The sequence below is a fragment of the Candidatus Competibacteraceae bacterium genome, assembly GCA_016699715.1.
GTDB lineage: Bacteria > Pseudomonadota > Gammaproteobacteria > Competibacterales > Competibacteraceae > Competibacter.
Genome location: CP065007.1, coordinates 2880043 through 2905800, shown reverse-complemented (window position 1 = coordinate 2905800; position 25758 = coordinate 2880043). Strand labels below are relative to the sequence as shown.

At 62.2% G+C, this 25758-nt stretch carries 20 protein-coding genes; 16 read left to right on the top strand and 4 right to left on the bottom strand.

All coding sequences use genetic code 11. From position 1 onward, the window contains the following. Positions 1-11: 11 nt before the first annotated feature. Genes IPM89_13070 through IPM89_13060 form a run of 3 tightly spaced genes read right to left on the bottom strand, consistent with a single transcriptional unit; the run spans position 12 to position 3048 of the window. The gene (locus IPM89_13070; protein QQS53772.1) at positions 12-845 is read right to left on the bottom strand and encodes a carbohydrate ABC transporter permease; all 834 of its coding nucleotides are present in this window, start codon (positions 843-845) and stop codon (positions 12-14) included. Next, complete coding sequence (locus tag IPM89_13065) at positions 842-1732, bottom strand: sugar ABC transporter permease (protein QQS53771.1); 891 nt, start codon at positions 1730-1732, stop codon at positions 842-844. The genes IPM89_13070 and IPM89_13065 overlap by 4 nt, the downstream gene beginning before the upstream one ends. Further along, entirely contained in the window at positions 1729-3048 is a 1320-nt protein-coding gene (locus IPM89_13060) for a sugar ABC transporter substrate-binding protein (protein QQS53770.1), read from the bottom strand. The genes IPM89_13065 and IPM89_13060 overlap by 4 nt, the downstream gene beginning before the upstream one ends. Positions 3049-3159: 111 nt before the next feature. Here IPM89_13060 and IPM89_13055 point away from each other — a divergent pair, with 111 nt between their 5' ends. From IPM89_13055 to folA, 7 genes are all read left to right on the top strand, one after another. Next, entirely contained in the window at positions 3160-3459 is a 300-nt protein-coding gene (locus IPM89_13055; protein ID QQS53769.1) for a zinc ribbon domain-containing protein, read from the top strand. 187 nt (positions 3460-3646) lie between these two features. Further along, positions 3647-5416 carry an aspartate--tRNA ligase gene (gene aspS, locus IPM89_13050; GenBank protein QQS53768.1) on the top strand — a complete coding sequence of 590 codons (1770 nt, stop codon included), beginning with the start codon at positions 3647-3649 and terminating at the stop codon, positions 5414-5416. 86 nt (positions 5417-5502) lie between these two features. Then, positions 5503-5886 (top strand): dihydroneopterin triphosphate diphosphatase, encoded by a 384-nt coding sequence (nudB, locus tag IPM89_13045; protein ID QQS55921.1) that lies wholly within the window; start codon positions 5503-5505, stop codon positions 5884-5886. Beyond that, complete coding sequence (gene mprF, locus IPM89_13040) at positions 5883-8444, top strand: bifunctional lysylphosphatidylglycerol flippase/synthetase MprF (protein QQS53767.1); 2562 nt, start codon at positions 5883-5885, stop codon at positions 8442-8444. The genes nudB and mprF overlap by 4 nt, the downstream gene beginning before the upstream one ends. 34 nt (positions 8445-8478) lie before the next feature. Continuing rightward, on the top strand, positions 8479-9915 hold the full coding sequence (locus IPM89_13035; protein ID QQS53766.1) for a virulence factor family protein: 1437 nt from the start codon (positions 8479-8481) through the stop codon (positions 9913-9915). Positions 9916-9918: 3 nt separating this feature from the next. Next, on the top strand, positions 9919-10752 hold the full coding sequence (locus IPM89_13030; GenBank protein QQS53765.1) for a symmetrical bis(5'-nucleosyl)-tetraphosphatase: 834 nt from the start codon (positions 9919-9921) through the stop codon (positions 10750-10752). Beyond that, positions 10749-11252, top strand: a complete 504-nt coding sequence (folA, locus tag IPM89_13025; protein QQS53764.1) for a type 3 dihydrofolate reductase — start codon at positions 10749-10751, stop codon at positions 11250-11252. Before IPM89_13030 ends, folA begins: the two co-directional genes overlap by 4 nt. A 120-nt stretch (positions 11253-11372) precedes the next feature. Here the strand turns inward: folA and IPM89_13020 are convergent, their stop codons facing one another. After that, on the bottom strand, positions 11373-11633 hold the full coding sequence (locus tag IPM89_13020) for a hypothetical protein (GenBank protein ID QQS53763.1): 261 nt from the start codon (positions 11631-11633) through the stop codon (positions 11373-11375). A 400-nt stretch (positions 11634-12033) separates the two neighbouring features. Between IPM89_13020 and IPM89_13015 the strand changes: the two genes are divergently transcribed. The 9 genes from IPM89_13015 (at position 12034) to IPM89_12975 (ending at position 25715) form a co-directional block, all read left to right on the top strand. Then, complete coding sequence (locus tag IPM89_13015) at positions 12034-13512, top strand: efflux transporter outer membrane subunit (GenBank protein QQS53762.1); 1479 nt, start codon at positions 12034-12036, stop codon at positions 13510-13512. Between the two features lie 9 nt (positions 13513-13521). Then, positions 13522-15945 (top strand): FHA domain-containing protein, encoded by a 2424-nt coding sequence (locus tag IPM89_13010; GenBank protein QQS53761.1) that lies wholly within the window; start codon positions 13522-13524, stop codon positions 15943-15945. Continuing rightward, positions 15942-17333, top strand: coding sequence for an HlyD family efflux transporter periplasmic adaptor subunit (locus IPM89_13005; protein QQS53760.1), 1392 nt, complete (start codon positions 15942-15944; stop codon positions 17331-17333). Before IPM89_13010 ends, IPM89_13005 begins: the two co-directional genes overlap by 4 nt. Before the next feature lie 70 nt (positions 17334-17403). After that, complete coding sequence (locus tag IPM89_13000; GenBank protein QQS53759.1) at positions 17404-18156, top strand: peptidylprolyl isomerase; 753 nt, start codon at positions 17404-17406, stop codon at positions 18154-18156. A 32-nt stretch (positions 18157-18188) separates the two neighbouring features. Continuing rightward, entirely contained in the window at positions 18189-21239 is a 3051-nt protein-coding gene (locus IPM89_12995; protein QQS53758.1) for a peptidase domain-containing ABC transporter, read from the top strand. A gap of 41 nt (positions 21240-21280) precedes the next feature. After that, positions 21281-22564, top strand: coding sequence for a sigma 54-interacting transcriptional regulator (locus tag IPM89_12990; GenBank protein ID QQS53757.1), 1284 nt, complete (start codon positions 21281-21283; stop codon positions 22562-22564). A 219-nt stretch (positions 22565-22783) separates the two neighbouring features. Then, positions 22784-23893: a bifunctional DNA-binding transcriptional regulator/O6-methylguanine-DNA methyltransferase Ada gene (gene ada, locus IPM89_12985; protein ID QQS53756.1), complete on the top strand. Its 1110-nt coding sequence runs from the start codon at positions 22784-22786 to the stop codon at positions 23891-23893. Between the two features lie 28 nt (positions 23894-23921). Continuing rightward, the gene (locus IPM89_12980) at positions 23922-24704 is read left to right on the top strand and encodes an enoyl-CoA hydratase/isomerase family protein (protein ID QQS53755.1); all 783 of its coding nucleotides are present in this window, start codon (positions 23922-23924) and stop codon (positions 24702-24704) included. A 162-nt stretch (positions 24705-24866) separates the two neighbouring features. After that, entirely contained in the window at positions 24867-25715 is an 849-nt protein-coding gene (locus IPM89_12975; GenBank protein ID QQS53754.1) for a pyridoxal phosphate-dependent aminotransferase family protein, read from the top strand. The last annotated feature ends 43 nt before the right edge of the window (positions 25716-25758 follow it).

The following is a 25758-nucleotide window of genomic DNA, read 5'->3' as shown; positions in this document are numbered from 1 at the left end:
TCGGACGCCGTTTAACCTTTCATTCCGCCCAGCATGATGCCGGCGATGTAGTGCTTTTGCAGGGCCACAAACAGCAACAGCACTGGCAGTACGGTCAGCACCGAGCCGGCCATCATCAATTCCGTGTCCTGTACATGCTCGCCCAGCAGGTTGGCCAACGCCACCGGCAGGGTGTACATGGCGCTGTCGGTCAGCACGATCAGCGGCCACATGAAATCGTTCCAGGTGCCCATGAAGGTGAAGATTGCCAGCGTTACCAGGATCGGCCGGCACAGTGGTAGCACCAGCGCCCAATAGATGCGGAACTCACCGGCGCCGTCCATGCGCGCGGCATCCAGCAGGCTGTCGGGAATGGCCAGCAGATACTGGCGGATCAGGAAAATGCCGAAGATGCTGGCCATCCCAGGGATAATGACGCCCCAATAAGTGTTGATCAGACCGAACTGCTTGAGCAGCAGGAACAATGGCAGCATCGCCACCTGGGCCGGGATCACCATGGCCGCCAGCAGGGTTCGAAACAGCCGGTCCCGATAGCGGAAGCGGAACTTGGCGAAGGCATAGCCCGCCATCGAGTTGACGAACAGCGAGATCACGGTCACGGCGCTGGCCAGCAGGGTGCTGTTGAGCAGGTAGCGGCCCAGGTCGAGGCGGCTGAACAGCGCCACGTAGTGTTCGAACGTCACCGTGCTGGGCCACAATCGCGGCGGATAGCCGGTGGCCTCGCCGGGTGGCATCAGCGAGGCCACCAGCATCCACAGCAGCGGCGCCAGCGCCAGCGCCGTGCCAAGCATCAGCAGGCCGTATACCAGCAGGGTGGGAAGGATGCGATGGAGGAGGCGGTTCATTCCGGGTCTCTCCGCCGCAACTTCAATTGCAGCAGGGTTCCGGCCAGGATCAGCACGAACAGCATGAACGCCGCCGCCGAGGCGTAGCCCATGTTCCACCAGCGGAAACCTTCCTCGTACATCAGCAGCACCACGCTGAGCGTGCGGTTGGCCGGGCCGCCCTGGGTCATCACATAGGGCTCCGCGAAGACCTGGAAATAACCGATCATGGTCATCAGGGCCACGAACAGGAAGGTCGGCCCCAGCAGCGGCAGGGTGATGTAGCGGAACTGCCGCCAGCCACTGGCCCCGTCGATCCGCGCCGCCTCGTAGAGTTGAGTCGGAATGTTCTGCAAGCCGGCGATGAAGATGATCATGTTGAAGCCGAAGTTTTTCCACACCGCCATGAGGATGATCGCCGGCATCGCCCAGGCCGGGTCGCCCAGCCAGTCGATGGGGTCGATGCCGAGCAGGCCGAGGCCGTAATTCAGCAAGCCGTAGCGGGGATGGTAGAGATAACGCCACACCACCGCCACCGCCACCAGGGTCGTGACCACCGGCAGGAAGAAGGCGGCGCGGAAGAAACCGGGAAAGCGGGTCAGTGGCGCGTTCACCAGCAGCGCCGCGCCCAGCGAGACCGCCACCGACAGCGGCCCTCCCACCACCACGAAATAAAAGGTGTTGCCGAGCGCTGTCCAGAACAGCGGACTTTGCAGCAAATCCAGATAGTTGCGCAAGCCGACGAAACGGAGCCGATTCAGATCGCCCAGCGCGTAGATGTCGAAATCGGTGAAGCTCAGCAGTAGCGCCGCCAGCACCGGCAGGAAGAAAAACACCGCGATCAGCAGCAGCGCCGGCGCCAGAAAGGCCCTGGCGCTGCGGGCGGCGTGACGTTCCTGGCCGGTCATGGCACCAACCCCCGGCTCAGCAGCCAGCGCCGTTTCTCCAGAATCCGATCCACGTCCCGATCCAACGCCGCCAGTGCCTCGTCCGCGCTCAATTCCTGACGAATCGCCAGTTCGGCGTAGTAGGCGATGCGGCTGGCGATGCGTTCCCATTCGGGGATCGGCGGCGTCGCCCGCAGGTGTTGCAACTGCTCCCGGAATGCCTGGGCATGACGATTGCCGGCCAGCGCCGGATCATTCCAGGCCGACTGCCGCGCCGGCAGATCGCCGGTCAGTTGGTAGAATCGTGCCTGCTGTTCCGGCTCGGCCAGGAACTCCAGCAACCGCCAGGCCGCTTCCCGCCGGGGCGAGTTGCGGCTGAGCGCCAGACTGGCGCCACCGGCCAGCGACACGCCCACCGCCTTCACCCCCTCCTCTCCCGGTGGGAGGGGGGAGGCATGGGTAAATTCTGGTAGCGGCGCGGTGTTCCAGTGCGGTTGCAGCGCCGCCGGCAGCCGCCGGCCGAACTCGCCGATGTTCCACGGGCCGCTGACATAGATGGCGAAAGCGCCGCTGGCGAATTCCTGATAAAGGTTGGCCATCTGGGTATTGCCCACCGGCGGGGCCAGCCCCCGCGCGAACAGGTTCAGATAGAAGGTAAAGGCGTCGCGAAAGCGCGGGTCCCGAAAATTACCGTATTGATCCCGGTCGCGCAGCAGGGTAGCGCCGCGTTGCAGGGCGAGAATGACCGGCAACTGCCATTCGTTGATGGGTAGCAGGATCGCGTAACGCGCCCCGCCACCTGGAGCCTTGAGCGCGCTCATCGCTTGCAGCCAGCCGTCCCAGGTGACCGGCGGTTCGGGAAACCCGGCGGCGGCCAGCAGATCGCCACGGTAGAAAAACAGCCGGGTGTCCACATACCAGGGCAGGGCGTAGGTCCGTCCGGCCAGGCGGTTGGTGGCGAGAATGCCGGGGAAATAGTCGGCCAGCGCCGCTTCCGGCCAGTCGCGCAGCCGTTCGTCCAGTGGTTCGATGGCGCGCAGGGCCACGAATTCGGGAATCCAGGTGTTGCCGAGCTGGAACGCATCCGGCATGGCGTCGCCGGCATGGGCGGTCAGCAGTTTTTCGTGCGCCGCGCTCCAGGGAATCTGCTGCACCCGCACTCGAATGCCGGGATGACGGCGCTCGAACGCCGGCAGCAGCGCCTTGACCTGCTCGCCCTCCTGGCCCATGGCCCAGAATTCCACCGTGACCGCGCGGCCGGCATCGGAATCGCAGCCGGCCAGCCACAACACGAACCAGGCAATGAAAAGTAGACGCAGCGAAGACAACATGAGCATAGTGTAGCGGGATCGGCCTTGTTCTGGACGAACACCTTGAAATCGTTCAAAGTGATCCCCATAAAGTCAGTACCGAGCTCTTCACCCTATTGTCAGTCCACGAGGTGTACCATGCCGATTTACGAGTACCGTTGCCAGTCCTGCGATCACGAACTGGAAGTGATGCAAAAGCTCAGCGACCCCGAGTTGAGCGACTGTCCAGCCTGCGGTCAGCCCGAACTGAAGAAGCTGATCTCGGTGGTCGGGTTCCGACTTAAGGGCGGCGGCTGGTACGAGACCGATTTCAAGGGCGGAGACAAGAAGAAGAATGTGGCGAAGGACGACAGCGCCCCCGCTAGCGAAAGTAAATCGGCGCCCGCCTGCGACGGTGCCGGTGGCTGCGGAACCTGTTCCACGCCGGCGGCGGTTTGAAAAGCAGACTTCAACGACTCCGCTTGGTTGACCCCTTGAACGGCGCGATGAGCGCCGTTTGCTTTTTTGCCACAGTTGCGGCTATCGGCCTGAATCCGTACCATTTCCGCCCTTGCCAGCAGCCACTCCGCCACGCCGGCCCCTCGACTTTCCCTGCCTCAGCTTTGCACGACGGAAATCAGACACCATGCGCAGCCACTATTGCGGCCAAGTTACCGAAACCCTGCTCGACCAGGATGTCATCCTCTGCGGCTGGGCGCACCGCCGCCGCGATCACGGCGGCGTGATCTTCATCGACCTGCGCGACCGTGAAGGTCTGGTGCAGGTGGTGATCGACCCCGATGTGCCGGACGCCTTCGCCAGCGCCGAGCGGGTTCGTAACGAATTCGTGCTGCGGGTGGTCGGGCGGGTGCGTCGTCGCCCCGAGGGCACCGAAAATCCCAATCTGACCACCGGCGCGATCGAGGTGTTGGCCCGCGAACTGGAAATCGTCAACCGTGCCGAGCCGTTGCCGTTCCAGTTGGACGACGACGATACTTCCGAGGAAGTGCGGCTGCGCTATCGTTACCTCGACCTGCGCCGGCCGGTGATGCAGGAGCGATTGCGGCTACGCGCCCGGGTGATCGGCGCCCTGCGCCGATTCCTGGAAGAGCGGGGCTTCCTGGACATCGAAACCCCGATGCTGACCAAGGCCACCCCGGAAGGTGCCCGCGACTACCTGGTGCCCAGCCGCACCCATCCCGGCAGCTTTTTCGCGCTGCCCCAGTCGCCGCAGTTATTCAAGCAGTTGCTGATGATGGCCGGCTTCGACCGCTACTATCAGGTGGTGCGCTGTTTCCGCGACGAGGACCTGCGCGCCGACCGCCAGCCGGAATTCACCCAGCTCGACATCGAAACCTCGTTCCTGGACGAACAGGGGATCACTGACCTGATGGAAGAGGTGATCCGCCGGATGTTCGCGGAAGTGCTGGCGGTGGAACTGCCCGACCCCTTCCCGCGCATGCCCTACGAAACGGCGATACAGCGCTACGGCTCCGACAAGCCGGATTTGCGCATCCCGCTGGAACTGACCGAACTGTCGGACCTGATGGCGAAGGTGGAATTCAAGGTCTTTGCCAACCCCGCCAATGATCCGAATGGCCGGGTGGCGGCGCTGCGGGTCCCGGAGGGTGGCAAGCTGACCCGGCGCGAGATCGACATCTACACCGAATTCGTCGGTCGCTACGGCGCGAAGGGGCTGGCCTACATCAAGGTCAACGACGTGGCCGCCGGCCGCGAGGGGCTGCAAGCGCCGATTGTGAAATTCCTGGCCGACGAGGTGCTGGCCAAGATTCTCACCCGCACCGGCGCGGAGAACGGCGATTTGCTCTTCTTCGGCGCGGATTCGGCCAAGGTGGTCAACGACGCATTGGGTGCCCTGCGGATCAAGATCGGCCACGATCTGGGTCTGGTGAAGGGCGAATGGGCGCCGTTGTGGGTGGTCAATTTCCCGATGTTCGAATGGGACGAACACGACCAGCGCTGGAATGCCCTGCATCATCCCTTCACCGCGCCGCGCACCGACGATCCCGCCGAAGTCCAGGCCAATCCCGGACGCTGCCTGTCCCGGGCCTATGACATGGTGCTGAATGGTAGCGAAATCGGCGGCGGTTCGGTGCGTATTCACCGCCAGGAGATGCAGAACACGGTGTTCGAACTGCTCGGCATCGACGCCGAGGAAGCGCGTGCCAAGTTCGGCTTCCTGCTGGATGCGCTGAAGTTCGGTTGCCCGCCGCACGGTGGTCTGGCCTTCGGCCTGGATCGGTTGGTAATGCTGATGGCCGGGGTCGCTTCCATCCGCGACGTGATGGCTTTTCCCAAGACTCAGAGTGCCGCCTGTCTGCTGACCCAGGCGCCGGCGCCGGTCACCGAGACGCAACTGCGCGATCTCAACATCCGCCTGCGCCGCACACCTTGAAAAAACCACCCTCACCCCCGGCCTCTCTCCCGCCGGGAGAGAGGCGATTAAAGCGCCCGGAGTCGGTGCTGGTGGTGATCTACACCATGGCGGACGAGGTGCTGGTGCTGCGCCGGGTTCATCCGGCGGATTTTTGGCAGTCGGTGACCGGCAGCCTGCGCTGGGAGGAAAGCGATCCGCTGGACGCGGCGCGACGGGAGCTGCGCGAGGAAACCGGGCTGGGCGACGGGGTGGACGTCGTGGCCTGCGACGCGGTCAACCGCTTTCCGATTCTGCCGCCCTGGCGACATCGCTACGCCCCGGATGCGGTCGAGAACGTCGAGCACGTTTTCCGGGTCCGTTTGCCCGAACGCCTGCCCGTCACCCTGAACCCCACCGAACACAGTGAATACGACTGGCTGCCCCGCGCGGCGGCGGCGGCCAAAGTTACGTCCTACACCAACCGGGACGCTATCCTGCGACTGCCATGAAAACACTGCCCGCCCGCCTTGCGGGTCCGCTCATCGGGCTGGCGCTGTTCGCCAGCGCGCTGTGGGTATTGCATCAGGCGCTGGCGGAGTACCGCTATCAGGATGTCACCGCCTATTTTCGGCGACTGCCGTACCCGCAATTGCTCGCCGCCCTGCTGGGCACGGCGCTGAGCTATCTGGTCACCACCGGCTACGACTGGCTGGCGCTGCGCTACATCCGCCGGCCGCTGCCCTGGCCCAAGGTCGGCTTCGCCGCCCTGCTCAGCTATGCCTTCAGCAACTCGGTTGGACTGTCGGTGCTCACCTCCAGCTCGCTGCGCTTCCGCCTGTATTCGAGTTGGGGCCTGACCACGGTGGATATCGCCCGGATCGTCGTGTTCACTACCCTGACCCTGTGGCTGGGCATTCTGACGGTTGGCGGCGGCGTGCTGGCGCTGGTCCCGCTGGATCTTGGCGCGCTTCCCTGGCTGAACATGGACAGCCGGTTGCTGGGCTTCCTGCTGTTGATCCCGCCGGCGGCTTACCTGTTGCTGGGCATGCTGCGTCGCCTGCCGCTACGGCTGGGGCATTGGGAACTGCCGATGGTGCGGCCCCGGCTGGCTTTGCCGCAACTGGCGGTCGGCGCGCTGGACTGGGTCATGGCCAGTCTGGTGCTGTACATCTTGTTGCCGGCCTCCGGGACCGTGAGTTTCGGCCATATTCTCGGCGTGTTCCTGGTGGCGCAGATTGCCGGCCTGCTCAGCCACATCCCCGGCGGGCTGGGGGTATTCGAATCGCTGGTGCTGCTCATGCTCCAGCGCGAGCTGCCGGCCGCCGACCTCCTCGGCGCGCTGCTGGCCTACCGCCTGGTTTACTACCTGCTGCCGCTGGCGCTGGCCGCCATCGTGCTGGGTCTGTACGAGCTGCGGCACTACCGGGAGCGGGTGTTGTGGCTGCCGCGCGTGGTGGGACCGTGGGCGCCGGTGCTGCTGCCGCATGTGTTCGCCCTGCTGGCGCTGATCAGCGGCGCGGTACTGCTGTTCTCGGCCGCGACCCCGGCGGTGGAGGCGAGGTTGGTGTGGTTACACCATAGAATCCCGCTGTCTGTTCTGGAAATTTCCCATTTTATCAGTAGCCTGGTCGGCATGAGCCTGCTGTTGCTGGCGCGGGGCCTGCAACGCCGGCTGGATGCCGCCTGGTTACTGGCCGTGGTTTTCCTGATCGCCGGCATCACCGCCTCGCTGCTGAAAGGCGCCGACTATGAGGAAGCGATCATCCTGTCGGTGTTGCTGGCCGGGTTGCTGCCATCCCGACGGCAGTTCTACCGCCGCGCTTCGCTGTTCGGCGAACGCTTTACGCCGGGCTGGCTCGCCGCCATCGCCGTGGTGCTGCTCTGCTCGGTCTGGCTGGGCTTTTTCTCCTACAAGCATATCGAGTATTCAAACGAGCTGTGGTGGGATTTCAGCTTCAGCCATCAGGGCGGAGCACCGCGTTTCCTGCGCGCGATGGTGGGTGCCATGGGTGTGGCGCTGTTCTTCGGGGTCGCCAAACTGCTGCGCCCGGCGCCGTTCGAGCCGACCCTGCCGGGGCCGGAGGAAAAACGCCAGGCCCACGCCATCGCCGCCGCGTTTCCGCGCAGCTACGCCCACCTGGCCCTGCTGGGCGACAAGGCCTTGCTGTTTAACGCCGATCACAGCGCGTTCCTGATGTACGGTGTCGAAGGACGCGCCTGGGTAGCGATGGGCGACCCGGTCGCCGCCACCGAACGGGAGCGGCGGGAACTGGCCTGGCAATTCCGCGAACTGTGCGAGCGCCACGGTGGCTGGCCGGTGTTCTATCAGGTCCACCCGGACAATCTGGGTCTGTATGTGGAACTGGGGCTGACCCTGCTCAAGTTCGGCGAGGAGGCGCGGGTGCCGCTGGCGACCTTTTCGCTGGACGGCAAATCGCGCAAGACCCTGCGCAACGGCATCAACCGGCTGGAGCGGGACGGCTATCGGTTCGAGCTGGTGGATATCGCCGCCGTGCCGGCATTGCTGCCCCAACTGCGAGTGGTTTCCAATGCCTGGCTCGGTGGCAAGAGCGGTGGGGAGAAGGGGTTTTCGCTCGGATTCTTCGACGAGGATTATCTGCGAGCCGGCCCGATCGCGGTGGTGCGGCGCGATGCCGAGGTGGTGGCCTTCGCCAATCTGTGGCGGGGCGGTGGCGAGGAACTGTCGGTGGATTTGATGCGCTACCACCCGGACAGCGTCCAGGGCGTGATGGATTATCTGTTCATCCGCATCATGTTGTGGGGCCGCGAACAGGGGTTTGCCTGGTTCAATCTCGGCATGGCGCCGCTGTCCGGCTTGCAGAACCGCAGCCTGGCGCCGTTGTGGAACCGGTTCGGCGCCTTGGTCTTCGGTCGAGGTGAGGCGTTTTACAATTTCCGGGGCCTGCACCAGTACAAGGACAAGTTCGACCCTCGATGGGAAGCGCGCTATCTGGCGGCACCGGGTGGCATGATGGTGCTGCCGAGGGTGCTGGCGGACCTGACCGCGCTGATCGCCCGCGGCTACAAAGAAGCCATCGGACAATAACAACAACGACGACGACGACGACCCAGGATCAATCATGCCTGTCCTATCGCGAATACTGTATCTGATCGCTGTTCTACTGACGTCCGCCGTGCGGGCGGATGTCATCGAGGAAACGCTGGACGACCCCACCTTCGGCAAACTCGCCCTTTATCATGCCATCGACGAACCCAAGGGCGTGGTGCTGTTCGTCTCCGGCGCGGGTGGCTGGAACGCCGAACTGGTCGCGGCGGCGCGGGAAATCGCCAATATGGATTACATGGTCGCGGGTATCGATTCGAATGAGTATCTGGCGCGGCTCGATCGCTCGACGGCCGCCTGCGCCGATCCATCGACGGATCTTGAGCAGTTAAACCGCTCGATGGAACAGCGCTACCCGCCGGCGATCCACCTGCCGCCGGTTCTGCTGGGGCAGGGTATCGGCGCGACGCTGGGCTACGCGGCGCTGGCCCAGGCGCCAACCGAGCGCTTTCATGCCGGGATCGCGGTGGATTTCTGCCCGGAACTGCCCTTGCGCAAGCCCTTGTGTAAGGGAGTGGGCAATCTGGAGGGTACCGCGTCGCCGGATCACAAGAGCGTGTCATTGAAGGCCATCAGCCGGCTGCCGACAACCTGGTTCGTGTTTCAGAACCGGCCCGGCTGCAATGCCGGGATCGCCGCGCAATTCGTCAAATCGATCCAACTCGCCCGGCTGACCGACATGGCCGGCGGCGAGGGCATCAAGAGCTGGCTGCCGCAGGTCTCCGCCCTGTTGCAATGGCTGGACCCGAGCATCGTCCGGCAGGTGCGACCCGATGCCAGCGCCAGCGGCGTGCCACTCACCGAAGTACCGGCAACCGCCGGCCCCGACCGGCCACAATTCGCGATCATGTTCTCCGGCGATGGCGGTTGGGCGCTGCTCGACCGCGCCGTGACGGCGGAGCTGGCCAAAAACGGCCTGCCCTCGGTGGGCTGGGATTCGCTGAGCTATTTCTGGAAACCGCGCCAGCCGGATGAGGTGGCGCTGGATCTGGAGCGGGTGCTGCGCAACTACATGGCCAGTTGGAAGAAGGCACGGATCGTGCTGATCGGCTATTCCTTCGGGGCGGACGTGCTGCCGGCAACGATCAACCGCTTGCCGCGGGACTTGCGCGACCGGATCGATCTGGTGGCCTTGCTGGGGCTGTCGGACAACGCCGCCTTCGAATTTCATCTGAGCAACTGGATCAGCGACGAACCTGACGAAGGCAGCCAAGCGGTGCGGCCGGAACTGGCCAAGTTGGCCGGCCTCAAGCGTTTGTGCATTTATGGCGAAGAAGAGGAGGATGCCGCCTGCCCGACACTGGCCGATCTGGGGGTGATCATCGAAAAGATGCTGGGAGACCACCATTTCGACGAGGATTACCCCGGAATCGCCCGCCGCATCCTCGCACAGCTGCCGCCGCCGCCGCCACCGCCCGCGACGACGGCGCCGCCACCACCGACCAGGAACTGAAGCATGGCTGTTTACGCCATCGGCGACATTCAGGGCTGTTACGACCCGCTGCGGCGCTTGCTCGACCTGCTGCGCTTCGATCCCGCCGTTGACATGCTGTGGCTGGTCGGCGATCTGATCAATCGCGGGCCGCACTCGGTCGAGGTGCTACGACTGGTGCACGGTCTGGGCGAGCGGGTGGTGGCGGTGTTGGGCAACCACGATCTGACTCTGCTGGCGGTTGCCGCCGGCCTGGTGAAACCCAAACGCAAGGACACTTTCCATTCCATCCTGGACGCACCCGATCGCGATGAACTGCTGGACTGGCTGCGCCGGTGTCCGCTGTTGCATCACGATGCCGAACTGGGTTTTACCATGACTCATGCCGGGTTACCGCCGCAGTGGGATTTGGCCTTGGCGCAACGCGGCGCGGCGGAACTGGCGGCGACCCTGCGCGGGCCGGATTACCAGCAGTTTCTGGCGCACATGTTCGGCGGTGAGCCACGGCGCTGGCGGAACGACCTGAGCGGTTACGATCGGCTGCGCTTCACCGTCAACGCCCTGACCCGGATGCGGTTTTGCACGGCGGACGGCTCGCTGTCCTTCGGGGAAAAAGGGGCGCCCGGCAGTCAGGGACCAGGCTTGCTGCCCTGGTTCGCCGTGCCGGGGCGGCGCAACGCCGATCTCAATCTGGTGTTTGGCCACTGGGCCTCGTTGGGCTACTACCGCGCACCGGGTATTTACGCGCTGGACAGCGGCTGCGTCTGGGGCAATCGATTGACCGCTATCCGGTTGGACGAACCCGGCGTTCCCGCCTGGAGCGTGCCGGCCCACAACCTGCCGCCGGTGCCGACATGAGCGCGCCATTGACGCTGATCGCCGCGTTGGCCCGCAACCGGGTCATCGGCCGGGACAACCGCCTGCCCTGGCATCTGCCGGCGGATTTGCGCTTTTTCAAGCAGACGACGATGGGTAAGCCGCTATTGATGGGCCGGCGCACCTGGGAATCCATCGGCCGACCGCTGCCGGGTCGCCGGATGATCGTGCTGAGCCGCGATCTCGCCTATCACGCGCCCGGATGCGAGATGGCGCGATCGCTGAACGAAGCCTTGGAGAGGGCCGGCCCGGCCACCGAGCCGATGGTGATCGGTGGGGCGATGTTGTACCGACAGACCTTGCCGCGGGCCGAGCGGCTGTATTTGACTCTGGTCGAAGCCGACGTGCCCGGCGATGCCTGGTTTCCGGAATGGGACGCGCGAGACTGGCGGCTGGTCTGGGAAGAGGCACATTCGGTCGATGCCCAGCATATCTGGCCCTATCGCTTTCAGCGCTGGGAGCGGGTGTGTCGCTTGACTTGAATCGAGGTTAGCAACGGAATCCCGCTTGCGCGGGCTTTCGGCCGAGTTGCTGTTTTCCCTGGTTAGAAACGCCAAGCGGAGGCCCTGGAGCCTCCGCTGGTTTTGGCGCGTGTGCCGGGATTAGCCGATCTGCACCGTCAATTGCTCGTAGTGATCGACCTTGGTCTGGGTGCGCTGGTACTTCTTATGCAGCTTGTCTACCTTGTACTTGATGAAGCCGATCTTCTTGAAGCCGCCGTTCTGTTTCCACGAGCTAACGAAGCTCCAGGAGCCGTTATAGGTGCTCGACCCGGTGTAGGTGTAGCCGCCGCTCAGTTGGGCCATGGCCTGGCGATCCAGGGTCTTGCTCAGGTCCAGGTCTTGAATGGTGATGGTGGTCATGGTCGTGTCCTCTTTAAATAGGGTTGGGAAACTTAGGAAACTTTGTGTTGCTGTACGACCAAGATAAAGCAGAAGGCATGCCAACTATAAATATATCAAGAAAATTTTATTTATTTACTTGATTTTTATTTATTTTTTAAAATTATGTCGAGATTTTTCACTCCTTGGCAGATCTACGGCTTCATTGAAATAGCTTTAAATTAACCAACAAAAAAACATATATGTTTTTCATATAAAAACTATTTGTTCGGCCCAATGTTGAACCATGGCCGCTTCTCCATGGAACAGGCAAAGAGATCAGGCTCGCAAACTGCAAGATTTTATGGTCTACCATCAATATTGAGATTCATCATTGAATGATTCTCAATATTGAATCCGACTTAATGAACCTGGTACTGCCATGCAGCAACCGACAAGCGATTCACTTTTTATCTCCACCGAGGCCAGCGTCCCGGGCAGGGGTGTCGCCGGCGTTCACCGCAAGCTGACGGGGCTGCTGCTCGGTGTCTGCCTGGTCACGGTGGCGGGTTGCGCTAATACGGACGATCCCGGCTATCAGCGCCCGTCGCTACCCGAAAAGGCAGGTTGGACCTTAACGGGTGACGGCCCGGTGTCGGCCACCGATGCCATTCGACCGGATTGGTGGACCCAGTTTGGCGATGCTTACCTGGATAATCTCGTGCGCCAAGCCATCGCCGGCAGCCAGGACGTGAAAATTCTGGCCGCGCGTATCGATGCCGCCGGCATCGGCCTGGAAGAGGAACGGGCCAGTACCCTGCCAAAGCTGAGTTTGGGCACCACCACCGATCTGACCGCGACACCGAATAACCAGGCGCGCGCCTTCGGGGTGAATGTGTCCGGTCTCAATTGGGAAATTGATCTGTGGGGCAAGGCCCGCAAGGGGATTCGCGCCCAACAAGCCGAATACAAGGCGTCCGAGGCTGATTATCGAGCCGGCTATCTGTCGTTGATCTCGGAAGTGGCCAGCACCTATTTCCAAATCCGCCAGTTCGACGAGCAGATCGCTCGCCAACAAGCCGGTTTGGCCAAGAACCGGCGTATTCTCGGCATCCTGGAACGCCAGCGGCAAGAGGGGCTGGTAGCCAACACCCGGGTACTGCAACAGCAGGCGGAAAATCGTGGTCTGCAACGGGATTTACTCGATCTGCAACGGCAACGGACACTGACGGAAAATCGTCTGGCGACCCTGCTGGGTATTCCAGCCGGCAATCTGCGCGTGCCCGAGGCGTCCCTCAGCCGTACCGTGCGCCCCTTGGCCGTACCGGCTGGATTGCCCGCCGACCTGCTGGCGCGGCGGCCCGACATTCTGGCGGCCGAATATCGGGTACTGCGGGCTTACGAGCTGATCGGCAAGGCGCGACTGGCAAAGTTACCCTCGATCAGCCTGACCGGCCAGGGTGGGCTGGCCAGCGCCGCCCTGGGGGCTCTGTTGGGTAACTGGACGCTCGGCATCGGTTTGGCGATCAACCTGCCCATATTCGACCCGAGTCTCGATCTGGAGATCAAGCGTACTCAGGTGGACCAGCAAATCGCCGAGGAAGAATATCGCAAGACCGTGATCCAAGCCTTCGAGGAGGTGGAAAACGCCTTGGTGAATCTGGCCAACCGCAAGCAACAGATTGATGAGATGGAGCGACAACTCAACGATCTACGCATCATCGGCAACCAGGTTGATGCCCAGTTACAGGCCGGCCTGGTCTCGCAGCTTGAGGTCTTCGAAGCGGAACGAAGCCTGCTTTCGACCGAGCAGACGCTGTTGGAGGTCAAACATCAGCGCTTACAAGATACGGTCACCCTGTACAAAGCCATGGGCGGCGGCTGGCCCCGGGAAACCGTCGAACTGGCCATGGACCCATAAGTCGTGACCATGCGTATCGTCCTACGGTCCCTTTCCCACCCCAAACTCGATGTCCTGAGCATCGCCGACGAGCTTTGCCTGATCGGCCGCGACACCCCCCCCTTTGCTTCCGTCAGGGGCGCGGCAAGTGCCGGACTGGCAGTTCAGCATGCCTGCATCTTTCGGAAAGAAAACGAGTTTTATCTGATCGATTTCGGCACGGGTAGCGCTACTCTGCTGAATGGCCGGGCGCTGCCACCGAAATATCCCACCAAACTGGCCAACGATGACGAACTCGGGTTTGCCGGCATTTTCAAATTTCGGGTGGAGCGCGACAGCCGGGGCGAGCGCGGGGCCGTGCCTTCCCCAATGGCGCCGGTACAACTGGCCCTGCTGCCGGCACCCGACAGCGTCGGCGGCGAAGCCATCGCCATCCATGGTGTTCCCCCGCTCCTGATCGGCCGCGACATGCTGCTGTCGGCGCCGGCCGAAGACGCCAATGCCGTTCCCGCCGCCATCAAGCCTCTCTCCCGCTGTCACGCGTTATTGTTTCTCAGGGGCGACAGCCTGCATGTGATGGATCTGGGCAGCACCAATGGCACCTGGCGCGGAACGGAGCGGATTCCGCCCTACACCGCATTACCGGTAGGTGAGGGCGACACCTTGGCCTTTGGTACGCTTCGGCTGAGCTATACGGTACAGATTCGGCGAACTGACGATGACCGTGCGGTGAACCAGGAACCCGACCTCGAAGAAACGGCCAATTCATCGGGGATCTATGCCGTTGGCAGAACTGTTTATATCAAGAAGGGAGCCAATTCGTTCCTGAAAATGCTGGCTGATCACCTTGACGAGACTCCCGCCGAGCCGGCCAGGGAAAAAGCCAACCTTGCGCCGCCCGCCAGCCAAAAACCCATGGGCAAGGCGCGGGCGTTTATCCGGGAGCTACGGGCAGCCCTGGGCAACGAACGGCCACGCCACCGGGCCTGGTTGGCGGGGGGTAGCGTCGCCGTCGTATTGGCCGTGATGGCGCTGTACTTCCATAACGCGCCGCAGCGGGAGATCAAGGCGCTGATTGAACAAGGGGACTATCGCGCCGGCCTGCTCCAGGCCAGCGAGTACCTGAACCAGCATCCCGGCGACGCCGAAATGTCGAGCATGGCCTTGAAAGCGCTGGTCAAGGAAACCGTGCCCGGCTGGCAGACGGAAATCGAAACCGGTCATTTCGCCGCCGCCGCCGATCGACTCCGAAAAACCCCGGTTCAGGCCATACCGGAAAGCGGGGCCTTGCTGGGGCTGTTGGAATGGATCGGCGACCTGCAAAGTTTCCTGAGCGAACGCGGTGGCCGCGATGCGCCGCTCAAGCTGTTTCAGGACGAGCAAGCCATCTCCGCGTTATTGGCGCGTTGGAACGCCGTTGCCCGGGACTATGAATTACTATCGCTCAAAATCGCCGACTGGGTGCCCGATTTCCAGAACCTGCGCCGGCGGGTGCTGAGCCAACAACGCCTGCTGCGCAACGAGCAAGCGGTCTACCTGAAGGCCATCACCACCCTCGAACAGTCCTTGCGCCAGCTTCTGGCGCGGGGCAACGCCGATGAAGCCTTGGCGTCTCTGGAACGTTTCGCGCTGCAATATCCGAGAATTGTCGGTCTGGCGCCGTTGCGCGCGGATATCGTCCAGTTCGAGACACTGCAACGTGCCGCCAGGGATCAGGATCTGGGCAACCTGGTGGACTGGCGCGAGGTTGCTTTCACCACGCCCTGGGTGCGCGAGACGGCGACTCAATGGTTGGAGGAACAACTCCCTCCCGCCGAGGTGCTGGAACACTACCAAACGGCGCTGGCCGCCTGGAAGGTCGGCAATATTCAGCAGGCCATTGCCCTGTTGAAACCGCTGCTTCAGGAGCGAGGTGGCCTGATCGTCGCGGCCAAGTTGGAGCACTTCCAGCAGGTGGCGGACGCTTTCGAACAGTTATCGGCCGCTCGGGGGCAGCCGGATTACGGCGAACGCCTGCTGGGGCTGAGCCATACCCTGCATCCCAGCGAGGATCGTTTTTTCCTGGACGCCCTCGCCGATGATTTGCGTCTCCAGCGCCAAACGCTGTCCACCCGGGCCAAGGCCCTGTTCCAACAAGCCGACAGTCACTGGAAGGAGTATCGGCGTCGTGGCGGCATCAGTGGCTTGATGCGCCTGGAACAAAGCGTTTCCCGATCCTTCAAGCAACAGACCCGGCGTCTGACGCAAGCCTACGAAGCCGCAAGCGCCGGCGCGCGGCTCCACGATCTGCTGCGCCAAGCCGATCCTGAAACGACGCGCAAGCTGTACGAAGACATCCTGGCCGAAACCCGACGCCAGCGGCAATCCCTCGCCGATCTTCGGCTGGTGATGAAATCCACGCTGCTGGACGCCAAACTGCAACTGTTGCCGGACCCACGGACCTTGTCGCCATGATCGCTACTCACGACGCCCAATCCCACCCGAACGCCATACTCGGCGAACAAAGCCTCGAAGGTATCGAAATTCTTGCCGCCGAACCCTCGCGCCTGATTCGCGTCATGATCGCTTTGCTGGCCGCCTTGCTGCTGGCGGCCCTGGCCTGGTCGTTTTTCGGCAAAGTGGGCGTCATCGTCAAAGCCCAGGGCCAACTGGGGCCGGAAGCCGACGAGCGACTGCTGTTCGCGCCCATCGAAGGACAACTGAACGATCTCTATATCGTCGAAGGCGCGCCGGTCGCCGCCGGCGACGTGGTGGCGCGGGTCAACGCGCTGGGAGCCATGCAGCTGGCGGCCGGCGCGCTGATGGCGCAGCTCAAGCTGCAATCGACCGAAGCCGCTTTCCGAACCTTTCCCGTGCAGAAAAAGGCCATGGAAAAGGGCATCGAACTGATCCAGTTTCAGATCGAGAGCGCCGAGGAGGTCGACGATCGGCGCATTTCCCAAGGCATGACCCAACTGGCCGCCGACCAGCGGCTCAAGCTCGAACGGGCCCGACTGAAGCTGGACGGTGCCCAGGATGCCTTGACTTTTACCCGCAACGATTACGAGAAGCATCGCCGCCTGTTCGAATCCCCGGGCGGCGGCGGTATCGCCCGCTCCAAGGTCGAGGAAAAATTCAAGGAATACCAAAGCAAAATCGCTGAGTTTGAGATCGCCAAGAACGAGCTGGCCGAATTCGAAGTCAAGCTGAACGAGGAATACGCCAAGCGCCAGGAGGAGCTGAAGGCGCGCTCGGAGCGCTTGCTGCAATACTATGCCCAGTTGGAGGAACGCAAGGCCCAACTCGCCAGCGCCGAACGGGAAAATCAGGTTGCGCTCAAGCTGGCTCAGGCGGAGGCCACCGCCGCCGCCCAGATCAGTTTCGACGATATCGACGAGAACAACCTGTTGCTCGTCAAGGCGCCGGTGGCCGGGGTCGTCACCCGGATCGGCGTCACTCAGCCCGGCGCCAAGATCGATCCCAAGGCTCCTCTCGCCGGCATTGCCCCGGCCGACGCCCGGACGGTGCTGCACGTTGAAATCCTGGAGCAGGATCGTGCCTTTCTCCGGGAGGGCATGCCGGTCAAGATCAAGTTCAACGCCTTCCCCTTTCAGCGCTTCGGCTTCATCGACGGCGTCCTGGAATTTATCGCGCCGACCGTTTCTCCCTCCGGCGACAGCCCTCAGAACCGGGTGCAGGTCTACCGGGGGCGCGTCAGTCTGGAGCGGGATTATTTCACTTCGCCCGAAACCGGCGTCCGGATACCGCTGCGCTTCGGCATGATCGCCATCGCCGAAATCATGGTGCAGCAACGGCGGTTGATTGATCTGGCCCTGGACCCCTTGCGCGGGGCCTCCGGCTGAACGCCGGTCCGACGGGGCGGAACGAACGACCACGGTTTCATGACTTTTAGGCCAGCAACGGAGGACAACCATGCAAATTGCCCGTATCGACGATGAGATCCTCAATGCCGACGATTTCGTTAAAACCCTCAAGCTCGACAATCGCTTCAATACGCTGATCGAGCAGATTCTGATCGACAAACTGACGGTGCGAGCGGCGAAGAAGAGCGGCATTACCGTTACCCCGGCCGAAATTCAGGAGCGGGTCGATCAATTCCGCCGGGTGGAAGGACTGCACCGGGCACAGGATACCCATGCGTTCCTGGAAGCGCTGGGGGTGACCCTGGACGAATTCGAAAGCCACATGACCGAGATCCTCTATCGGGAAAAGATGCAAGCGCAAATGACCCGCCAGGAACAGATCGAGGACTACTTCCGCCTGCATTCTCCGAAGTTCGACAGCGTCGAGATCAACCACATCACCGTGGACTCCGAAGGCAAGGCCCGTGAACTGCTGGCCCTGTTAGAGGATGAACCGACGCTGTTTGCCGAGTTGGCGCGCGAACATTCCATGGACCTGGACAGCAAATTCAAGGGGGGTTACATAGGCAAGGTGCTGCGGGGCGCGTTGCCCAACGAAGTGGAAGCCAAGATCTTCAACGCCGCGGAGGGGGAACTGCTGGGTCCCTTCGTCTCTGACGACGAACTGATCTTCGAGATCTTTCAGATCAGGGCCAAACATTCCGCCCAACTCGACGAAGCCACCACCCGCGACGTCGCCAAGATGATCCGTAACGACTGGCTCGCGGCGCGGGCTCAGGAACATCGCCTGGAAGTTATCTAATCGTCCATCCTCGCGGCCATGGAGATCGTCCGGTGAGTTCCGAAATTCTGCTCGAAACCCTGGCTGGCATCGAATTGCTGGCTCCCATCGGCCGCGGCGACCTGGAACATCTGGCCGCGCGCGCTGAAATCCAGACCTACGACCTTGGCGATACGATGTTCACGGCCGGGGAACCGGGATTGGGTCTGTATCTCGTCAAATCCGGCACGGTTCGCCTGCTGACCACGGAAGGCGGCAAGGATGTCAGCATCGGGATCCGTCGTGCCGGCGAATTGTTGGCCGAAACCGCCGCGCTGCGCGACTACCGCTTCGAATTCACCGCGCGCGCTTCCGGCAAGACCGAATTGGTGTTCGTCCCCCGCGATGCCATGGCCTCGATGCTGGCCCGTTATCCGGTGGTCGGCGGTCTGTTGGCCCGTCAGGCCAGCATCAATGCCGCCGGCGGTTTCATCAGCCAGTTGTTCCAGTTGCGCGGCAAGGTTGATAAGGACGAGCTCGTCCAACTGGTCGATAGCATCGGCATTAAGAAGGTGGCGGCCGGGGATGTCATCCTGGAGCAGGATAGCCTTGAGGACCGCCGGCTCTACGTGGTGCGCCGAGGCACGGTGCGCGGCATTCGGATGGAGGGCGGCGTCGAACTGCCCATGGCCATTCTGGGCCATGGGGAGATGTTCGGCGAAAACACCTGCCTGCTGGACGTGGCGCAACCCGTGACCATGCAGGCCGCCAGCGACGCGGTGCTGCTGGTGATCCCGCAACAAACCGTGCGCACCATCCTGGAACGCAATCCCCAACTGAAGGAAACGCTGCGGACCCGCATCCAGTTCGCCGAACACGAACTGGAACGCCAAAAGCAACTGCTCGAACGGCGCAACCGACCGCTGAGCCTGGATCTGCGCTCCAAACCCGGCATCGGCGAGCGGGTGCTCAAACGGTTCCCACTGGTCGAGCAAGCCGAGGAGATGGACTGCGGCGCGGCTTGCCTGGCCATGATCTGCAAGCACTACCGGATCGGCGCGACCCTGGGCAAGCTGCGGGAGATGGCCAACGTCACCACTGAAGGCGCCACTCTGGACAGCTTGGCGCAGGTAGGCGAGTCGCTGGGGTTCACCACCCATGGCGTGCAGTGTACCTACCAGACCGTGCTGGGCTTCGAGCTGCCGTTTATCGCCCACTGGGAAGGGTATCACTACATCGTGGTCTACGGCGTTTCCAAGAACCAGGTCTGGGTGGCGGACCCAGGACTCGGTTTTCGCAAGCTGAGCATCGCCGAATTCGAGAAGGGCTGGACCGGCACCTGTTTGTTGTTCACCCCCCGCGCCGATCTGGCGCAAATCGAGGCCACCCGTTCCCCCTGGATGCGGTTCGTGCGCCTGTTGCGCCCCCACAAGCCGGTGCTCGGCTATTTGATCCTGGCGACGCTGGTGATCCAGGTGCTCGGTATCGTTCCCCCGATCATTCTCCAAAACATCCTGGATCGCGTCGTCGTTCACCAAAGCCACGAACTGCTGAATCTACTGATCGTCGGTTTTATCCTGGTGCAGGTCTTCATGCAGTTGACCGCGTTGATGCGCACCTATCTGACCAACTTCATGGTGCGCAACCTCGATTTCTCGATGATGTCGCAGTTCTTTCAGCACACGCTGTCCCTGCCGATCGCCTTTTTCGCCAAGCGCCGCACCGGCGACATCTTCGCGCGGTTTCAGGAAAATCAGACCATTCGCCAGTTCCTGACCCAATCCACGATCAGCACGCTGCTGAACCTGTTGATGGTGTTTTTCTACTTTCTGGTGCTGTTCATGTACAGCGTTCAGATGACCCTGGTCCTGCTGGCCCTGATCGTGCCGATGGTGGTGTTGACCGTGGCCATCACCCCGCGCATCAAGCAATACGCGCGGCGCGACTTCGAGGCCTCGACCGACGCCGAAGCCGTGTTGATGGAAACCCTGAACGGCGCCGAGACCATCAAGGCCATGGGTATCGAGCGCGCCATCCGGCTGAAATGGGAACAAAAATATGCCAAGGCATTGAATGTTCAATATAAGGCCCAGGGTTTCGAAGCGCTGGTCGGTCTTGCCAGTCAGTTGTTGCACGCCGTGACCGTGACCTCGGTACTGTGGATCGGCGCCAATCTGGTGCTCGGCCAGCAGCTCACCATCGGTCAGTTGATTGCCTTCAACATGTTGATGGGCAGCGTGATGGCGCCGCTCATGGGCTTGATCGGCATGTGGGACGAGTTGCACGAAGCCGGGGTGGCGATGGAGCGGCTCGGCGATGTGCTGGACATGGAGCCGGAACAGAAACCCGAGGATCAGTCCTCGCGCATCCTGCTGCCCAGCCTGCGCGGCGATATCCGCCTGGAAGACGTGTACTTTCGCTACGGTGGCAAAGAGACCCCCTATGTTCTGGAAAACATCAGTTTCGAACTGAAAGCCGGGGAAACCGTCGCCCTCGTTGGCCATAGCGGCTCCGGCAAGACCACGCTGGCCAAGCTGCTGGTCGGTTTCCATCCGCCCAGCGAAGGCAAGATCTCCATCGATGGCTACAACCTGAACCTGATCGACAAAGACTACTATCGCGCGCAGATCGGCTATGTGATGCAAAGCAATCTGCTGTTTTCCGGCACCGTCGCCGAGAACATCGCCCTGGGCGAGGTCAATCCCGACCGGCGCCGCATCGTCGAGGTGGCCCGCTTGGCCGACGCCCACGGTTTCATCAGCAAGCTGCCGCAAGGTTACGAACAGACCGTGGGCGAGCGGGGCGTCGGCCTGTCGGGCGGCCAAATCCAGCGGCTCTGCATCGCCCGTTCCTTGTATCGGGACCCCCGGTTGTTGATCTTCGACGAGGCCACCTCGGCCCTCGATACACAATCCGAGACCAACATTCTCCGTAATCTGTCGGGTGTCCTGGAAGGTCGCACCGCCCTGGTCATCGCCCACCGACTCAGCACCATCATGAACGCCGACAAGATCCTGGTCCTGTATCAGGGTCGCATCGTCGAGGAAGGGACTCACCAAACGCTGTTCGACCGTCAGGGCATGTACTATCAATTGATACACAAGCAGATCGCGGCGGCGGCATGAAACCAGCGCAACCCTGGCGATCCTGATTCCGGTTATCGGTAATGAGACCCTTCACCCTCGGCCAATCGACCGCGCCCGGTTACGGCGACCTGCTGGAAAAAATCGAAATCCTGCGCTCTACACTGCGTTGGGCCACACGGCTGGAACGCGAGGAGATCCAGCGCTTGCTGGGACAGTGCAACGCACTCCGCGAGGACGTGATGAGCCTGTCGCGCCGGGAGCGCTTCGTCCAGTCCTCCGCCGCCCTGGAGGATTTGCGGCCGCCGCGGCCCGAGCCAGCACTCACGGCGGAGCAACGGCGCGCGGCCTTGCTGGAACGGGAATTTACCTTCGACGGGGTCTTTGGAGACAATCCCAAGCTATTGGAAACCCTGGAAATCGCCGAAAAGGCGGCGCCCACCGATCTGCCGGTGCTGGTTCGCGGCGAGAGCGGCACCGGCAAGGAACTGCTGGCCAAGGTGGTGCATACCAACGGTCGGCGCGGCCAAGAGCCGTTCATTTCCGTCAACTGCGGCGCCATTCCGGAAAACCTGGTGGAATCAGAGCTGTTCGGCCATAAAAAAGGGGCGTTTACCGGGGCGGCCAGCGACCGCAAGGGCAAATTCGAAAGCGCCAATCTCGGTACGATTTTTCTGGACGAGATCGGCGAATTGCCCTTGTCGGGCCAGGTCAAGCTGCTGCGGGTGCTGCAATCGCAGGAAATCCAGCGGGTCGGTTCCGACAGTCCGATCCGGATCGACGCGCGTATCGTCGCCGCCACCAATCGCGATCTGTTGGCCATGGTGCGAACCGGGCAGTTCCGGGAGGATTTGTACTACCGATTGAGCGTGATCGAAGTCACCATGCCCCCGTTGCGGGAACGCCGGGACGAGATCCCGCTGCTGATCGATTTTTTCTGCGACGCGGCGGCGGAAAGACTGGGCCGAAGTCCGCTCAAGCTGAGTCCACGGCTGCGGCAGTTTTTGCTCGACTATGATTTTCCGGGCAATATCCGCGAACTGCACAATTTGATTTTTCGCATGTCCTGTCTGGCCGGCGATACCGCCGATCTCCCTCACCTGCCGGATGCCCTGCGGACCAACCCGCCAAGCGTTCGCCCGTCGGCGGATGCCCCGCTCGAACCCGGAGCGCCCGCGTCGCTAAGCGATGCCAAAAAAGCGGCCGGTGACGCGGCGGAAAAACGTTTTCTCGAACAGGGGTTGCGGGAAGTGAATGGGCGGGCGGTGGAACTGGCCCGCCGTCAGGGGATGAACCGCTCCCATCTGCAGACCTTGATGAAGAAACACGGTTTGAGCGCCAAGGCGTTTCGCCCCAAAAAGGCATAAAAAACCAAGCGGCGACCCCTGGGGGAGTCGCCGCTGGCGTTCACGAGTGCGCTGGCCTTAGCCGATCTGCACCGTCAACTGCTCGCGTTTTGATTTAAGCAATTTTTTTCTTGCGGGTTGAATCGATCGCTCGAATTTGATCGCAACAATCGGATAGCGAGCGATATGGCGGGGTGGCTAGGATCGGTCTCGTCGATCAAGCGACGAGATCAGGAGAAGATGATGAAACAGGTAATCGAACCCGTCTTCGAAACCAACGAGCAACGCTGGAACGCCCTGGTCCGGCGCAATCGGCAGGCCGATGGCACGTTCTTCTACGCCGTGAAAACCACCGGCGTGTATTGCCGTCCGCATTGCTCCTCCCGTCTGCCAAACCGGCACAACGTCGAGTTCTTTCGCACTGGCGCCGATGCCGAACATGCCGGCTATCGAGCGTGCCGGCGCTGCCATCCGCAACAACTATCGCATCCCTCGCCGATACCCGAAACGGTGGCGCGGGCATGCCGGATCATCGAGGAAGCCGAGGAATCGCTTCCTTTGGCGGCATTGGCCGCAACGGTGGGTTTCAGCCCGTTCCACTTCCAGCGACTCTTCAAGAAAACTGTCGGCGTTACCCCTAAAACTTACGCCATGGCGCACAGGGCACGACGATTTCAAGAAAGCCTGCGCGAAGATCGGAGCGTTACCGAAGCCATCTACGAAGCGGGCTTCGGGTCCAGCAGCCGATGCTACGAAAACGCCGCCGGTCATCTCGGCATGACCCCCGCCGAGTACGGCAAGGGTGGCGCGGGGCAGCGTATTCGCCATGCGATCATGCGATGCGATCTCGGTTGGATGTTGGTGGCGGCCACGGAACGGGGCATCTGCGCCATCGAATTCGACGACAGTCCCGATCGGTTGCGAGAGCGACTTGCCACGCGCTTTTCCGCCGCCGAACTCCGGGGCAATGATTCCGAACTGACCGAGTGGATAGAAAGGGTACTGGCCACTCTCGACGAGCCGGCTCGCGCGCTCGATCTGCCGCTCGACATTCGAGGCACGGCGTTCCAGTGGCGCGTGTGGCAGGCACTGCAAGCGATTCCGGCCGGCTCGACCGCCAGCTATGCCGAAATCGCCCGGACGATCGGCAAGCCTGCGGCGACGCGCGCCGTGGCCCGAGCCTGTGCGTCGAACCCGGTTGCCGTCCTTATCCCCTGCCATCGCGTCGTGCGAGGCGATGGCGGATTGGGCGGCTACCGCTGGGATCTCCGGCGCAAACAGGCGTTGCTGGATCGTGAGGCCGCGCGACGGGACACACCGGTGGATTCCCGACCGAAGACGGCTTCCTGATCTTCACCTTCATCCAGGAGAATGAGGCATGAACGATGTCGTTCTGGTGACGATGCACGACACCATCGCCCAACTGACCCTGAACCGGCCGAAGTCCTATAACGCCTTGAATATCGAGACCGCGCGGGCGCTGACCCGAGCCTTGCTGGATCTCGGAGCCGACCCGGCGATTCACGGCGTCATCATCACCGGTGGCGGCGCGGCCTTTTCAGCGGGTGGCGACATCAAGTTCGTGCTGGCCCATCCGCACGGGCCGGCGGCGGCATTCCACGAACTGGCCACTCATGTCCATGTCTGCGTGACTGAAATTCGCCGCCTGCGCAAGCCGGTGATCGCCGCCCTCAACGGGGTGGCGGCTGGTGGCGGCTTTTCCCTGGCACTGGCTTGCGATTTCCGAGTCATGGCGGAATCGGCGCGGCTCAAACAGGGCTTCACCAGTAACGCGCTCTGCATCGATGCCGGTGGCACCTTTACCCTGCCGCGGCTGGTCGGGCTGGCCCGCGCCTTGGAAATCGCCGCCTTCGACGAACCGATTGCCGCCGAACAGGCGCTGGCCTGGGGATTGGTCACCCGAGTGGTTCCAGACCCGCAACTGCTGGATGTCGCGCTGGACATGGCGCGAACCCTTGCCCGGAAATCCCTGCACACCTTCGGCCACGTCAAGACCCTGTTGACCGATGCTTTCGATACCTCCTGGGAAGCACAATTGGAACGCGAGCGGCGCGGATTGGCCGCCTGCGCTGGCCATGCCGACGGGCTGGAAGGATTGCACGCCTTCGTGGAGAAACGCCCGCCGCACTACAATTGCTGACGGGCCTGGATGGGTCGAGTGCGGTGTGATCCGTCCAAGTCTTCCCGCGCCTGCTTCGCTATACCATTTTCCCAGTGAGTAGTATAGGGCTCTAAAATTCTTGAAGATATTTGCCGTCGCGGTTGCTCGTGATTCCGACAGTGATGCAAATTAAGGGAAACCATGGACACATTAAAGAATCCTCCTTGCGATCAGACCGCGCCAAAAACACACCGGCGCGAGACTGACATTCCCCTGACACCTCCCCCCTCAAAAGGCCGCCGCTCGCAGGACCTGTGGCTGGAACGATGGGCCGCGACTGTTGACGATTTGGCTCGTTTGAAGGCTTCTCACCCGATGCTGGACGCCGTGATCGACGAACAGCGTGGTCGACAGATCCGAATCGGAGAACGCTGGTTGACGGATTGGGCCTCGTGCAACTACCTGGGATTCGACCTTGATCAAGAGATCATCGCCGCGATCCCTGATTACCTCGCGCGGTGGGGGACGCACCCTTCGTGGTCACGGCTGCTGGGCAATCCCAAACTTTACATTGAGATCGAAGAGGAAATGACGGCGTTACTGGGCTGCGAGGATGTGCTCCTGCTACCCACCATCACGCATATCCACATGTCCGTGATCCCCGTGCTGGCCGGCGACGGGACGATCTTTCTCGATGGTCGCGCGCACAAGACAATCTACGACGGAGCGATGGTTGCCGCCGGTTTCGGTGCGACCGTGGTTCGGTTCCGGCACAACAACCCCGAGCACCTCGAAGAGCTGATCCGCGCCTCGGATCCGGCAAAGTCGCGACTCATCGCCCTGGATGGAGTGAACTCAATGACTGGCAATGCCCCCGATCTCACGGCGTTCGGACGCATTGCGCAAGAGTACGATGCCCTGCTCTATGTGGACGATGCCCACGGGTTCGGGGTCATCGGCGAGCGTTCGCCCGATGAACTCTGCCCGTATGGGGTGAAGGGCAACGGCCTGTTTCGGCACCAGGATGTTCCTTATACCATTTATGATTAGATTTTGTTATCATACTCATTTAACCTACTTTTATTGATCCAGT